The 13,717-nt window shown below is 35.1% G+C and carries 15 protein-coding genes and 1 pseudogene; 4 read left to right on the plus strand and 12 right to left on the minus strand.

The window, feature by feature from the left end:
- Nucleotides 1-58 precede the first annotated feature (58 nt).
- Entirely contained in the window at nt 59-679 is a 621-nt protein-coding gene (locus DEX24_RS10035) for a trimeric intracellular cation channel family protein (RefSeq protein WP_109306302.1), read from the plus strand.
- 215 nt (nt 680-894) lie between these two features.
- Here the strand turns inward: DEX24_RS10035 and DEX24_RS10040 are convergent, their stop codons facing one another.
- The 3 genes from DEX24_RS10040 to DEX24_RS10050 form a co-directional block, all read right to left on the minus strand.
- Entirely contained in the window at nt 895-1,023 is a 129-nt protein-coding gene (locus tag DEX24_RS10040) for a transposase (protein WP_380042010.1), read from the minus strand.
- Between the two features lie 401 nt (nt 1,024-1,424).
- Nucleotides 1,425-1,931, minus strand: a complete 507-nt coding sequence (locus DEX24_RS10045) for a DNA-deoxyinosine glycosylase (RefSeq protein ID WP_246131580.1) — start codon at nt 1,929-1,931, stop codon at nt 1,425-1,427.
- A gap of 23 nt (nt 1,932-1,954) precedes the next feature.
- Nucleotides 1,955-2,299 (minus strand): hypothetical protein, encoded by a 345-nt coding sequence (locus DEX24_RS10050; RefSeq protein ID WP_109306303.1) that lies wholly within the window; start codon nt 2,297-2,299, stop codon nt 1,955-1,957.
- A 349-nt stretch (nt 2,300-2,648) separates the two neighbouring features.
- Between DEX24_RS10050 and DEX24_RS10055 the strand changes: the two are divergent.
- Nucleotides 2,649-3,344 (plus strand): annotated as a pseudogene (locus DEX24_RS10055) (transposase); the annotation flags it as partial.
- Nucleotides 3,345-3,484: 140 nt separating this feature from the next.
- Here the strand turns inward: DEX24_RS10055 and DEX24_RS10060 are convergent.
- From DEX24_RS10060 to DEX24_RS10080, 5 genes are all read right to left on the minus strand, one after another.
- Complete coding sequence (locus DEX24_RS10060; RefSeq protein ID WP_170112909.1) at nt 3,485-5,596, minus strand: autotransporter outer membrane beta-barrel domain-containing protein; 2,112 nt, start codon at nt 5,594-5,596, stop codon at nt 3,485-3,487.
- A 300-nt stretch (nt 5,597-5,896) separates the two neighbouring features.
- Nucleotides 5,897-6,247, minus strand: coding sequence for a PH domain-containing protein (locus DEX24_RS10065; RefSeq protein WP_109306305.1), 351 nt, complete (start codon nt 6,245-6,247; stop codon nt 5,897-5,899).
- Between the two features lie 74 nt (nt 6,248-6,321).
- Nucleotides 6,322-7,155: a leucine-rich repeat domain-containing protein gene (locus DEX24_RS10070; RefSeq protein ID WP_170112910.1), complete on the minus strand. Its 834-nt coding sequence runs from the start codon at nt 7,153-7,155 to the stop codon at nt 6,322-6,324.
- A 215-nt stretch (nt 7,156-7,370) separates the two neighbouring features.
- The gene (locus DEX24_RS10075; RefSeq protein ID WP_109306307.1) at nt 7,371-7,667 is read right to left on the minus strand and encodes a hypothetical protein; all 297 of its coding nucleotides are present in this window, start codon (nt 7,665-7,667) and stop codon (nt 7,371-7,373) included.
- Nucleotides 7,668-7,693: 26 nt separating this feature from the next.
- Complete coding sequence (locus DEX24_RS10080; RefSeq protein WP_109306308.1) at nt 7,694-8,221, minus strand: GNAT family N-acetyltransferase; 528 nt, start codon at nt 8,219-8,221, stop codon at nt 7,694-7,696.
- A gap of 128 nt (nt 8,222-8,349) precedes the next feature.
- Between DEX24_RS10080 and DEX24_RS10085 the strand changes: the two genes are divergently transcribed.
- The gene (locus DEX24_RS10085; protein WP_109306309.1) at nt 8,350-9,225 is read left to right on the plus strand and encodes an NAD-dependent epimerase/dehydratase family protein; all 876 of its coding nucleotides are present in this window, start codon (nt 8,350-8,352) and stop codon (nt 9,223-9,225) included.
- 238 nt (nt 9,226-9,463) lie between these two features.
- Here DEX24_RS10085 and DEX24_RS10090 read toward each other — a convergent pair whose 3' ends face one another.
- The 4 genes from DEX24_RS10090 to DEX24_RS10105 form a co-directional block, all read right to left on the minus strand.
- Nucleotides 9,464-10,006: a histidine phosphatase family protein gene (locus DEX24_RS10090; RefSeq protein WP_109306310.1), complete on the minus strand. Its 543-nt coding sequence runs from the start codon at nt 10,004-10,006 to the stop codon at nt 9,464-9,466.
- Nucleotides 10,003-10,188: a hypothetical protein gene (locus DEX24_RS10095; RefSeq protein WP_109306311.1), complete on the minus strand. Its 186-nt coding sequence runs from the start codon at nt 10,186-10,188 to the stop codon at nt 10,003-10,005. Before DEX24_RS10095 ends, DEX24_RS10090 begins: the two co-directional genes overlap by 4 nt.
- A gap of 222 nt (nt 10,189-10,410) precedes the next feature.
- On the minus strand, nt 10,411-11,526 hold the full coding sequence (locus tag DEX24_RS10100; protein WP_109306312.1) for a hypothetical protein: 1,116 nt from the start codon (nt 11,524-11,526) through the stop codon (nt 10,411-10,413).
- Between the two features lie 519 nt (nt 11,527-12,045).
- The gene (locus tag DEX24_RS10105; RefSeq protein ID WP_109306313.1) at nt 12,046-12,246 is read right to left on the minus strand and encodes a cold-shock protein; all 201 of its coding nucleotides are present in this window, start codon (nt 12,244-12,246) and stop codon (nt 12,046-12,048) included.
- 501 nt (nt 12,247-12,747) lie between these two features.
- On the opposite strand from DEX24_RS10105, the gene DEX24_RS10110 reads away from it, so the two are divergent.
- Nucleotides 12,748-13,638 carry a 3-hydroxyacyl-CoA dehydrogenase gene (locus DEX24_RS10110; protein ID WP_109306314.1) on the plus strand — a complete coding sequence of 297 codons (891 nt, stop codon included), beginning with the start codon at nt 12,748-12,750 and terminating at the stop codon, nt 13,636-13,638.
- Nucleotides 13,639-13,717 lie beyond the last annotated feature (79 nt).

Raw genomic sequence — 13,717 nt, forward strand, 5'->3', positions numbered from 1 at the left:
TGTTTTTCCATTGCAATTTGTTACAATACAATCTGTGACGTAAATTGGAGGTGTCTTTATGACGTGGGAAGTATTTAGTATTATCGGTACGATTGCCTTTGCAATATCAGGTGCTATTGTTGCTATGGAAGAAGAATACGATATTTTTGGTGTCTATTTATTAGGTATTGTCACAGCTTTCGGCGGCGGGGCCATTCGTAATTCCTTAATAGGTGTACCTGTTTCCGCATTATGGGGTCAAACTGTGATGTTTCAAATTGCACTCGTGTCGATTACTTTAGTTTTTCTATTCCCTCATAAAAGCCTTACCCATTGGAATAGATGGGGAAATTATTTTGATGCTGTTGGTCTTTCGGCATTCGCTATTCAAGGGGCACTTTTTGCGGTCAAACTTGGCTTACCTGTATCTGCGGCTGTAGTTGCGGCAATCTTGACTGGTTCAGGTGGTGGGATCGTTCGTGACTTACTCGCTGGTCGTCGCCCACTCGTATTGAAGCATGAAGTGTATGCCGTATGGGCTGCTATTGCAGGAGTGATTATCGGTATGCGATGGATTGAATCGGATTTGTTACTATACACATTATTTGTCGTTATAACTGCATTGCGTATTATTTCATATATCTATAAATGGTCATTGCCTTTCAAATCATTGAAACCAACGATTATTAAAAATAAATAAAGTAACGGACCATCAAAAAATGAGCCTGGGACAGAACAAAAATAGTCTGTCTCCCATACGAATAATCAAATCAATTAAACGCGTTTTTCGAAGCGGAAATGGATTGAAATGGATAGGCTCTGTGTCAAATGTTGGGGTGAATGAAATTGGATTTTCAATTTCATTCACCTTTTCCATTTAACTCAGATGTAAACCAACTTCTTTATACTTTAATGTTAGTAAGATCTTCGCTCAAATCGTTTATAACCATATGCATGTCGTTTCATTACTTTCATTTTGTTATTAATACCTTCTAAAAAGCCATTCGAATTTTTGGCCCAATCAAACCATTTTAAATGGTTCATTTTTTGTATGCGATCATCATGTACTTTCGAAGTAATGGACTGACAAGCTGGACAAATAGGTGAACGCTTCGGTATTTCTATAAAAAGAGCATACTTACCTCAATTTCTTCAACTTTTGGGATTAAAAGAAATAGCGAGGACTCCTGCCGAAAAACAAGTAGTAAGCAATCCTTTATTTTCACCTACGGTGAAAATAAATAGTGCGTTACTTGTCGGCGGAAAGCTCTCGCTATTTCTAATTGTCTAAAACATGAATTGTTTCGATACCTCAACATATATAATAGAACCAATAAATAATCCCGTATGATTTCGAAAAATCATACGGGATTTTCTCTGTTGAAAATACGTTTGTCTCAGGCTCTTTTTTGTTATAGAGCTGAAAAAGTAAATATACGCTTCCATTACAAATACTGTATTATTTTTTTCCAACAGACTACTTTTTCGTCAAAAGATTTTATATTTTTGCCTGGAATAGGACTTGTCGATGGCATTTTATAAAATGTAATATGTGAAAATTGTTGCATAGAACTATATTTTTTGAATATGGTTTCTGCTTTCGCACCATTGAAAAATACAGCTTGAATCGCTGGATAACTAGAAAAAAATTGTGCGAAATCATGGGGTATTTCTTCAGTAATCGTTGCGTCCAGACTACCTTGTCGTTCACAACTTGCAATTGAATCCCATAATCCAATACCATTTTCCAATAACATCGTAGTTCGATCCATGTATTTTTCTGGAAGTGGACAAGCTAAAATTTCACTCATAATGGGCCAGAAATGATTGCGTTTATTACCATAGTACTGTTGTTTTTCTAATGACAATGTACTTGGCATCGAGCCGAGGATCATGACCTTCGTATTCAACTGAACGATGACCGGCAAATTATTCGTAAGTTGCTCTACCAATACGATCTCCCCTTTTCTACACTTTAAAAATTCGCAATCCCTTTTTTCAACTCTGCTAATGCTTGTTGTAAATGTTGAAAATCAGCCATGGCTTCTTTTTGATTAACTTTTACGTCTATTAAATTGCGCAATGCAACATAATGTTCTGTGTAAGCATCAATGGCTTGCTGAAATTCACTTAACTGTTTAACCTTTTCAAAATCAGCATCCATATATGTATACACTGAAAATGAGTGTACCGATGCACTATAACGTGTAAAATGATCCATCGCTTTTTTACCGATTGAAGCTCCTTTTTGCATCGCCTCTGCATTTGTTAAAACACTGTCTGCTGCATCCATTAACATATTACTATTAGCTGCGTCCATTTTTCTAACGACCCTTCTATACCATTCTCTTAGTTATTTATACTTCTATAATTGTAGCATAGCTACTGAAAAACGAATGGTATCACGCTCAAAAAAAAGAAGCATTCTTTATCGAGGGCACTGAAAAAGTCCACTTATGCACAGATAAGCGAGGACAGGAACGAAATTCGTTCCTGTCCTCGCTTTTCCTAGTAGCCGTTGATTCCGTTCCGGCGGGCGCTTTTCGCGGGCACGGCTCCAGCCTTCTCCTTCGCTTCGCTCAGTCCGGGTGCTTCCGCTCGTGCTTGTTCCCGCAGAAGTCGCCGCCTGCACTCCATCAAATTGTACTATTCATGGGTTAAAATGTGGTCTAGACATGGCACCTGAAGAGGATGTCATCAATTCAAGTTCACTGACAAAATTTCGTCGACTTCGTCTTCAAGACATGAATTTATTAGATTTACTCATTGGTAAGACAGTAGAAATTGCTTTAGAAAAAGGTCTTATCACAAGTAAAACAATTATTGTCGATGCCACACATACGAAAGCTCGTTATAATCAAAAATCACCGAAAGAATTTTTACAGGAAAAATCAAAAAATGTGCGCAAAGCCGTCTACCAACTCGATGAAAGTATGAAAGGGAAATTCCCTACGAAACCAACGTCAAATGAAGTTGGTGAAGAATTGGACTACTGTCGTCAAGTTGTAGAAGTTGTGGAAACTCAATCAAAGATAGCGCATATCCCGGCTGTAAAAGAAAAGTTAAATGTTTTAAAAGAAGTGATTGATGATTATGAAGTACAACTGAGTTACTCAAGTGATCCAGACGCACGCGTAGGACATAAATCTGCGGACTCAGCTTTCTTTGGATTTAAAACACATATTGCGATGAGTGATGAACGTATTATTACAGCTGCAATTGTGACAACGGGTGAAAAAAGTGATGGTCAATATCTTCAAGAGCTTGTAGAGAAAAGTAAAGAGACACGCATGGAAATACAAGGTGCCACAACGATATTCGCTGTCAATCTTAAGCGGATATTAAAACTGCTAAATGAAAAAGAGTAAGAAATAGACAATGAAATAAGGCACTTTCTGTTCAAATCGAACAGAAAGTGCCTTATTTTTATCTAAAAAATCAACTCGTCATAAAAAACGTAAGTTTTTCAGTGCCCTCTTCTTTATCGAATGCTTCTTTACCAAATTTAATTCCGTTTCCACACTGCATAATAACCAGTTTTCTTCGTAATTTTCACTTTTTTACCCGGTGCTAATTTTTCATCTGGTTTGATTGTCGTTGCTTTTGTAGACCAGCCTATAAATGTATAGCCTTTTTTCTTTAATGTAGCTTTATCTTTTATCGTGATTTCTTTGTCATAACTAACAGCTGCTTGCACTGGTTCAATACCGGTTGTATTCCCATTACCATAGTATTTTACAACCATTTTCTCTTCTTTCCATACTGCGTAAACTTTCTCTTGATCATCAACGATCATTTTTGCACCTGTTTTTAGAGCTGCATCCGGCAGTTTCGCTTTTTTATCTTTTGACCAGCCCAAGAAAGTATGACGCTCATAACTCGGATTTAACTCCGTTTTACCATTGATAATTGTAGACATATAACCCGGTGTACCTACTGAAGCATATTGTGTTGGTGTAGTCCCCTCATAGTATGTCGTACCAGTATACTCTTCTAACTTCGGTAGATTAAATTGACCGCCATTTGCATCATAAATAGTGGAAGCAATTTCAACAGCACCAACATCTTTTTTACCTAGTCGTGCATATCCTCGTTGATCAAATTCTTGTCCATCACCACCTGTTTCATTGGCAATGCCTGCAATCACTTCGTCATCTGCATCGACAAATTTAGGAATGATTGGCAATGTTGGGATGACAACTTCATCACCAGAATAACCTGCTTTAATTTTCCCTTTGTTGGCTCCAAATACAACAGGTACAGTACCATAGGCTTGTTGAGGCGTGTTTAACATTTCACTGACGCCCGTCATACCGTTATCAAAACCAAGCGTATCCAAACGTTTCGAGGAACTGTTAACACTGGTATTTTTCGAGAGAGATTTAAGGTCAATCACTCCATCTTTTTCAACAAAATTACCTAATAGTAGATTATTCGTATAATTACCTAGACGGGTGAAACCACTCGTCGTCAAAGCCCCACCTTTTTGTATTTGATTAGGACGTTTAGCGAGTGCACCGTTACCATAAAACGTATTATTTAATGATTGTAGTTCTGTTCCACCAGAAAATCCAACACGATTACCGTACATTTGAATAGCACCGCCACTAGTACCCTCATCATTCCCTTGTCCTTTTGCTATGTTTTTATAGAATGTTGAATTCGTAATCGACGTATTTTTATTAATACCGAGTGACTCAAATAAAATTGCCCCACCATCATCGCCCGCTTTATTATCATAAAATGTCGTGCCATCAATACTAATTGTCGCATCGCTCACATGATTGCGGACTACAATTGCACCACCATCAATAGTTTGAACATCAAAAACGTCTAAATTTGTCTCATTGCTCTCAAAATAACTATTTTTAATAGCTAGTTTTGAATTTGCACCATTTGAATACATATAAATTGCGCCACCACCTGCAGATACTGCACCTGCACCTGTCGCCTTATTCCCTTTAAAGTGTGTATTTTCAATCGTAAACACACCATTATACTGCTTACTCGACATAGCCCCACCATAGTAACCGGAGCTGTCGTTTAAATTATTTACAACCGAAGAATTTTTGATTGTGAAGTTACGCGTACTATTATCATTGAGTTTAATAGCACCACCTGACGCAGATTTATTGCCTCTAATTAACGTATTATCGACAGTAACTTTTGCACCCGCTCCACTTGAAATAATCGCTGTCCCGCTAGCATTTTCAAATTTGGAATTATTAATGAAGACTTCTCCCTCTGAACCATTAATCGTAATTCCTGCATTTCTGGTCACCGCGCCCCCATTAAAGTCCATATTATTAAATGTAAATGTCCCAGCTGGATTCGAAGCGAGTGTAATACGCTGTCCAATTTCCGATTTAGAGCCATCAATCTCAATATTAAATGAAGATGTTTTACTGAGCGTAAGCGCTGCCGTTTGATCATATTCAGATGCTAAAATTAACGTCATATCTTCCGTACTATTTTCTACAAAACTTTTTAATTCTGCACTATCATGCACAGTTTCAGTTGATGCTTGTGCATCGCTCACTGCAAAGAAACCAAGACCTGCTAATAATGACGTTGAAAATAATAATTTTTGAACGATGTTTTTTTTCTGCCCGATCATGTAAAACTCCTCCTTTAAACTATTCCATCCATTAATTGATATCCAATTAAAAAAATCCATGCAATAATCGACTGAGCATTATGGTAAAAACACCCCGTCGATTATTTCTTATTATCTACTTTCAACCTACTTTACCCGATAAAATAAAAAATATTCATTACCAATTTGCTCCTCTATACAAAAAAGCGAGGATATTCTACGAAAGAAATCTTGTGCCACTATTACCTTCTTTATCCTCATACTAGGAAAGAATTATTCTCATAAAAAATGATTTTAGATATAAAAAAACTTCTAGAGGTTCTAGAAGTTTTCAAGGATTTTAGATTGGATGAGTTCAACAAAATATTGAGCTAACTCATCATTTTCAAGCTTTTCAACCATTTGAAGTTCATCATCTGTATCAAAAATAATACGCAATTCATTTTTGAAATTTCGCTTTAATGAAATAGCCTCAATTTTATGGTAAGCAAATTCATCAAATCTATGCTGACGATCTCGTTCACAAAAGAACAGGAGGCGATTTGTCGTAGCTACTAGTCGCCCGTTACATTGCCCTTTTGCTGCCGCTGGTGATCGTAATTCACCACGTATTTCTGCCAAAATCACTTCACCCTCCAAAAGACGATCTTGATACAGTTGATTTTGCGTCATAAACAGCACCCTTTACTAAGTATTTTTTGACTATAACTTTGTTATTCTATACCCTAAATTCTGAGTATTATGTTTTACAAAATAACTTCACAGCCAGTTATTCGAAGCTCAAAAAGCCATTTTGGTTGTTCTAATAAAGGGTTTCCCGAGACATCAAGTTTTTTTAAATTTGGTAGTGCTAAAATAAAATCGGGTAATCTTAATAACTGATTATTTTTTAGCTCTACTATTTCGAGTTCTCTAAGATTTTTAATAATAGCTGGTAACTCTCTAAAATTATTATTATTTAAATTGAGGGATTTCAAACATTTACAAGCACTCATGCTACTTGGTAATGTATTTAATTGATTATGTTTCAATGATACAGCAGTTAATGCATGCATTTCCTTAAAGATTTCTGGTAATAGCATCAGCTGATTGCCGTCCATTTCAAAATCCTCTAAGTTTTGTAATGCTCGGAAGGATTGTGGAATCGTCGTAATCATATTATTGTTAGATATAAAACGAGAAAGTTGTGATAACATACCGATTTCTTCGGGTAGAGCAACAAGGAAATTATTACTAACATCCAATGTTTTGAGCTTGCGTAGATTCCCTATAGTAATAGGTAATTCATTAATTTTATTATTATGTAAATATAAATGATTTTCTAAATTCTCTAATATCCCAATTTCTGCTGGAATAATTTTTATATAATTATCATGTAAACTCAGTTCTTTTAAACTATTAAAATACTGAATATGTTGTGGGATTGAATCAAGTTGATTAAACGATAAGTCAATGGTGCGTACCGTTTTATTATTTTTTAATTGACTTGGAAAGCTCTTAAGATTTTGATGTGAACTTTTGAAGATTTTTGAATCGCTACTCATGGTGTTCTCTGTGGTATTCGGGTAACCTATTTTCATAAAAACCCTCCTATCTTCAGTGCAACGCCTCATCAAAATCCACAGCGCTGGTAGAAGTCTTTTTCAGTCTATTGTGATCTGAAATCTTAATTATACTATTAACTATTATTTCGTCATTTCACTGACATTTTATAGTATATTTATAAGAAAAAATGAGAAACAATATTGTTTCTCACTTTAAAAATGGAGATTAGGTTTGTTTTAGTGCTATTTTATTATTGCTGTTTTTTTAAGTACCACATCAGACCAAGTAGCAAACCAAAAATTACTGCTAATACGATAAAAACTGCCATGATTGCTACTGATTCTAACAATGGTAAAGCCAGTGTTAATAACGCTGCACTAAAAATAAAAAGGGTCGATTTATTGGCTATTTTTCGACGATCCCCTTTAATGAAATCGGCATTATAACCAATTAATACATGCAAATTTTTTGTTTTTAAAATATAGAAACCGAGAACAATTAGGCATAAGGCAACCACCGTCGTCGGTAAAAAATCTTTCCACATCATGTTTATTACTCCTCATATCTCTTCGTTTAATTTGCTTCACTACTATCTGTCCACTCGGCAAAATATAAGGCCATTCGATATTCATCAATATAGCTGCCATCATGAAGCTTAATAATCTTTTTTTCCATACCAATAATTTCAAAACCAAAAGATGTGTATACATTTTTTGCTGTTTTATTTTCAATGTTTACATTCAAATGAATTTGTTCACATTTTAATTCTTTCGCACGCATAATTGCTGAAGCCATGATTGATTTACTAACACCCTGCCCTCTAAAATCTGGATGCACATACATGCCACCAATTTCTGAAATATGAGCTCTTTTTAGAAATAATTGTTTTTTTAATGTAATGATACCGATAAGCTGATGTCCCTCGAATGCACCAATTGTATAGTTATTTTGTGCATTCAATTTTTCTTCAAAGACTGATAATGGGTACGTCACCTCATCTTCAAATGATGCACCAAATGCTGATGCTTCTTCTTGCAATGCTTTTAATCTTAGGGTGCGATAGGCGGATGCTTCCGCACTTGTCAATTCGGACATTCTCATAGACTCAGCCTCCTCTTTTAGTAAATATACTATATGACTACATCATCTGCCATTGTTAACTGTTTTTGGTCGTTGTCATCAACTCTTTATCGTATACTTAAAAAAAAGAACTTTATAGGAGGATTTATATGGCATCTATTCTAGTAATTGGTGGTACACGTTTTTTCGGCAAAAAATTGGTAAAAAGGCTAATCGACCATGGGGATACAGTTACTGTCATGACACGCACTTCATTACCACCTGAATTTCAGGGATACGTAAACCACCTACAATGTGATCGTACAAATTTTGAAGACTTTAAAACAACAATCGGTGCAAAAACCTTTGATATTATTTATGATAATATCAATTATTCACCGCAGGAGGCCACTCAAACAATCGAAGTCTTTGCACAATCAAATCCTCGTTATATTTTCACTTCTACATTGTCTGTTCACGATATGGATGGGCGTGCAAAAGTTGAAAATGATTTTGACCCTACTACATACCCTTTGATTGCTGGTGATTCTTCACAATTCGACTATGGTGAAGGAAAGCGACAGGCAGAAGCGGCTTATTTTCAAAAAGCAGCTTTCCCGGTTGTAGCAGTGCGTTTTCCCATGGTGTTAGGGGAAGATGATTATACACAACGTCTACTATTTCATATCGAGCGCATTGAGCAACAAAAAACGATTGCTTTCGTAAATCTCGATGCGGAAATGGGCTTTATCCATTCTGATGAGGCCGCTGATTTTTTATTTTGGGCTGGTCGTGAAACCTTCACTGGACCAATCCATGCCGCTTCACACGGGCAGATTTCGATGCAGTCACTCATTTCTTTAATAGAACATAAAACAACTATGCAAGCGATGATTACCAATGCCGATGATGAAAAAAACCTGTCACCCTTCGCCATCCCTCAATCATGGTATATGAATACAGATTACGCAGCTTCACTGGGATTCTCTTTTTCTACATTAGATGATTGGTTACCATCACTCATTGAAAAACTTAAAAATAACTAAAAAAACGCTAAGGATAATTATCCTTAGCGTTTTTTGGTTCAAAAAGTGTAAGCAATTTTTTGGAGAAAAGCGGCATACCTTTTCGTTTCCATCTTCTATTTTACTAAATATGCGGACAAAAAACTAGATGTAATACACCACTCTATCGCCTTGAATGTCCTTGATTTAAGACCTTTTTTGCTTTCACTGTTGCTATATAACGATCGTTACATGAAAAAATGCTCTATTTTTGGTAAAATTATTTTCCCCATAGACGTTCATAACTAATACGATCTGTCATTTGAGTCACGAGAAAGACATCTGGATTAGATAGTGCTTGCCAATCTTTATAGTGTAAGTTTGCGTTAATTGTCAAAAGGAAATTGATGATCAGATTACCATGACTGACGATTACTATATGGTCATCTTCTCCTGCAAATATATCTTCCATCACGGCGATGATACGCGCTTGTGCTTCACGCGAAGACTCACCACCTTCATAGGAAATATCTGGATTTTGAAAGGAGATTTTTAATTTTTCTTGCCAATCATCTATTGCCACTGTACTAAAAATACGTTCGGTTAGACGTGGTTCTTTATCAATTGGTAAATTGCGTGCTTGTGCTAAGGGTTCGATTGTTTGGAGTGCACGGTCATAAGTGCTACTAATAATACGCTCAATTTTAATATGTTCAAAAAAAGAAACCAGCTCTTCTGCTTGCTTCACCCCTTCTGAAGTTAGTTGGGCATTTGGCATTTGACCATCTGCTGAGCAGTGGCGGACAATATAAATATTCTTCATTCAGTCCCTCCTGTTTTACGATCCTGCTTTCGATACGATTGTAGAGACAATAAACCAATCGACAGTGCCATCGCACAAAAAAAGCTTGGAAAATCAAAGGTTTTATATGTAATTAATTTGTTTAAAAAAATTACGATCATTAACAAAGTTAAAATACTTAGCATCAATATTAGTTTTCTCATGTTCCCACCCCTTATTCCCCATTATTATACACAAAAAAGGTGAGAGTTTGCGAACTCTCACCACGGAAATATAAGCCAAATTAAATACAACGGTATAATTATTGCCACAATATAAAAAATGAGGCTTTTGCCCATACATTTTAACTTGTTTAACATACTATTTATCATGCACTCGACTCCAAACTATAATAGCTTTAGTATAACGAATGAACAATCACTTTACTATTTAAGTATCTTACCCCGACCATTTTTATCACCCATATAATTTAAAATAACAACGCTATCACCATATTGATCGAAATCATAAACGGCAGAACTAGCATTTTTCAAGAGTTTACCGTAATAATAGGCTTTTCCATTGAAAACACCATGTGCTTTCTTCCCATTAATCCATAACACGCCTTTTATATCTGTCTTTAATGTATCTTGTCCTGCAGCATTTGCATACCATAATTGGCTTCCTTTTTTATACCACGCTTTTTTTACGAGTTGTCCTTTTTTATAGATCACACGATTATTGACACGACCATCTGCTAATACTCCATCAAAATAAATTTTGCCATCCGTATATTTTTTTGCGATCACACGCCCATTTTTATCTGCATAAAAATGATAGTTGTTTTGCTGATCTACTACAGTTAACCAACCACTTTTCACTAATTTCCCCTCATTATATAAACGCAAATCATTGTCCTGAGGTAATAAATTTGATGTTGCTGTACTTTTCACAAGTGAGGGCATCTTAAAACTGCCTCTCGCTTTAACGCCATAGATATCATAGGTCATAGCATCGGGTGCTTTGGCTGCATTGTATTTTTTGCCCGTTGTTTTATAAAGTAAATTCGTAAGACCCCAGACATTACTGTCTGTGGCAATATAATAATAGGCTTTATTAGAAGAATCACCATAATAAGCATCCAAATATGCTTTATTAACTTTATTTTCATAATACTTTTTGGCCAAAGGTGAATTACCAATACGTTGCTTTAGTGAAAGTTGTAGCCATTGATCTGCTTTGGCAACTTTACCATTTTTATAATAACGAAATGCCATAGAAAAAATGGCGTTTGCTTGATCTTCCTTAGACAGCCCCTTAGTTAAAGCACTACCGTTTGATTTTAATGCCGGAAAACTGCCTTGTGCTTTTAGTCCAGTGGTATATAAATATCCTTTATAATTACCTGAAAATAGTTTGTTATTTTTATACAATTGGCCATTTGTAACTTTATATACTGATGATTTTGCTGCATCAACAATAGCTGGTTGCCAAAAAAATGTAACGGCGATTATCACACTTAAAAACAATGCAATATAAGACAACAATAATGTTTTTTTCACGTTACCCCACCTTTATACAATATTGCCATCATTTTACTATATAATTGATTATTACACAAAATTGAGGTGTACTATAATACTATTCGGATTTTATAATCAACATATAAATAAAATACAGTGCGCACCTCAAAAGTAACTTATTTATAATAAGAGACGTTTTTTGGTTCTGTTACAAAGCTATAAATAGGTATAGTCACTATTATGCTCAACAAAGAATTTTATACTGCTATTCTCAGTAGTTTTTTGAGTTCACCGCCTAGTGAAAAGTCGTAGACACTTCTTTTTTATTTGAAAGCTTATATAAATGCCTAGTTGCAAAATCCAATAATCTGATACGTTCAATACATTTCCAAATTTCAATGTCTTTTTTTCCAATTCTAGTTACTATAAAATGAATTATAATTCTAAAAAATGTATATAAATACATTTTTACATTCGAAAAAGGGTAAGGTCATATAGACCTTACCCTTTTTACCACAAATGTCGTAAAGACGACTCCTATTGTTTTAAACCTTATGATTAAAGTTTAGTTACGTTAGTAGCTTGTGGTCCGCGGTTACCTTCTTCAACTTCAAATTCAACTTTTTGACCTTCGTCTAAAGTTTTGAATCCTTCGCCTTGGATAGCTGAGAAATGTACGAATACGTCGTTTCCGCCTTCAACTTCGATGAAGCCAAAACCTTTTTCTGCGTTAAACCATTTTACTGTACCTTGTGTCATTTTAAATGACCTCCTATTAATGAATTCAATAATAGTATTGTTCAACCGGAATAAAAAAAACACCTGATCACTGAGACCGTATTTATACAAGTCTCTTGAACAGATGAATGTATTGTATACGCTGAGCCAATTTCATTATTAACATTAGTATATACTATTCCCAATAATTTGTCTAAAAATCTGCATGAGAAAGTGAGGTATTTCAACGTCAATCGTATTTATGTCAAAAATTTTCAATTATATTTTATGACAAAAAACACCTTGAAACCTTGCTATAGAAACAATCCACTAATTACTTTATCTAGTTAATTATACCATATTAAATGGTTATATTCCCCTTTAAGTGATCATCAAAAAAATCCTTTTAAAGTGAGTACTCACTATCTTTTTTAATGAAAATACGCTATACTCACTTCAGATTACTTTTATTACCTGATTATTTTTCACCTATTATGGGAATGGAATATAGTAATTAACTATAATTTGAAGGAGTGTTTTTTAATGAATTTTAAAAATGTAACTGTCGCTGGTAGCGGTGTACTCGGTAGTCAAATTGCTTTTCAAACTGCTTTTAAAGGTTTTAATGTAAGTATTTATGATATTAATGATCAAGCAATTGATGCTGCAAAAGATCGTGTGGCACAGCTTGCTGAAACATATAAAGTCGCTGTATCCGCAACTGACTCAGATATTCAAGCAACTTTAGAGAGATTAAGCTTTTTCACTGATCTTCGTTTAGCTGTTGCAGATGCAGATTTAGTGATAGAAGCAGTTCCAGAAAAAATGGAAATTAAAGCGAGCTTTTATGAAGGATTAGCTAAAGTTGCACCTGAAAAAACAATTTTCGCTACAAACTCTTCTACGATGGTCCCTAGTCAATTCCGTCAATATACAGGACGCCCAGAGAAATTTCTTGCCCTTCATTTTGCCAATGAGATTTGGAAAAATAATACGGCTGAAATAATGGGTCATGATGGTACAAATCCAGCGGTAGAAGAAGATGTTATCGCGTTTGCTAAAGCAATTGGCATGGTAGCCTTGCATATTAAAAAAGAACAACCGGGTTATATTTTAAACACATTATTAGTCCCATTATTAAATGCCGGCCAATATTTATATGCCAATGATATTGCCGACCCTGAAACAATCGATAAAACATGGATGATTGCCACAGGAGCTCCTCAAGGACCATTTGGCATTCTAGATGTCGTTGGTCTGCAAACAGCATATAATATTGTATCTAATGCTGCTGCAAAAGATCCCGGTGCTGCAAAAATTGCTAAAAAATTAAAAGAAGATTTTATTGATAAAGGTAAAATGGGTGTTGCTACAGGTGAAGGTTTCTACAAATATCCAAACCCTGCATTTTTAGATCCTAACTTTTTAAAATAATATTTTCTAAGCAAAGCTGTAATGAGCTTTGCTTTTTTTATTCGCTTTTTTAGTATTTGTTAGTTCATAATTAATTCAT

The organism is Kurthia sibirica (genome assembly GCF_003143975.1).
GTDB classification, from domain to species: Bacteria; Bacillota; Bacilli; order Bacillales_A; family Planococcaceae; genus Kurthia; species Kurthia sibirica.

Coding starts and splice junctions, on each gene's coding strand:
- DEX24_RS10095 (WP_109306311.1), bottom strand. CDS start 10,188: ATGAGAAAACTAATATTGATGCTAAGTATTTTAACTTTGTTAATGATC.
- DEX24_RS10075 (WP_109306307.1), bottom strand. CDS start 7,667: ATGATGTGGAAAGATTTTTTACCGACGACGGTGGTTGCCTTATGCCTA.
- DEX24_RS10035 (WP_109306302.1), top strand. CDS start 59: ATGACGTGGGAAGTATTTAGTATTATCGGTACGATTGCCTTTGCAATA.
- DEX24_RS10065 (WP_109306305.1), bottom strand. CDS start 6,247: ATGACGCAAAATCAACTGTATCAAGATCGTCTTTTGGAGGGTGAAGTG.
- DEX24_RS10110 (WP_109306314.1), top strand. CDS start 12,748: ATGAATTTTAAAAATGTAACTGTCGCTGGTAGCGGTGTACTCGGTAGT.
- DEX24_RS10070 (WP_170112910.1), bottom strand. CDS start 7,155: ATGAAAATAGGTTACCCGAATACCACAGAGAACACCATGAGTAGCGAT.
- DEX24_RS10090 (WP_109306310.1), bottom strand. CDS start 10,006: ATGAAGAATATTTATATTGTCCGCCACTGCTCAGCAGATGGTCAAATG.
- DEX24_RS10105 (WP_109306313.1), bottom strand. CDS start 12,246: ATGACACAAGGTACAGTAAAATGGTTTAACGCAGAAAAAGGTTTTGGC.
- DEX24_RS10080 (WP_109306308.1), bottom strand. CDS start 8,221: ATGAGAATGTCCGAATTGACAAGTGCGGAAGCATCCGCCTATCGCACC.
- DEX24_RS10060 (WP_170112909.1), bottom strand. CDS start 5,596: ATGATCGGGCAGAAAAAAAACATCGTTCAAAAATTATTATTTTCAACG.
- DEX24_RS10050 (WP_109306303.1), bottom strand. CDS start 2,299: ATGGACGCAGCTAATAGTAATATGTTAATGGATGCAGCAGACAGTGTT.
- DEX24_RS10085 (WP_109306309.1), top strand. CDS start 8,350: ATGGCATCTATTCTAGTAATTGGTGGTACACGTTTTTTCGGCAAAAAA.
- DEX24_RS10040 (WP_380042010.1), bottom strand. CDS start 1,023: ATGAACCATTTAAAATGGTTTGATTGGGCCAAAAATTCGAATGGCTTT.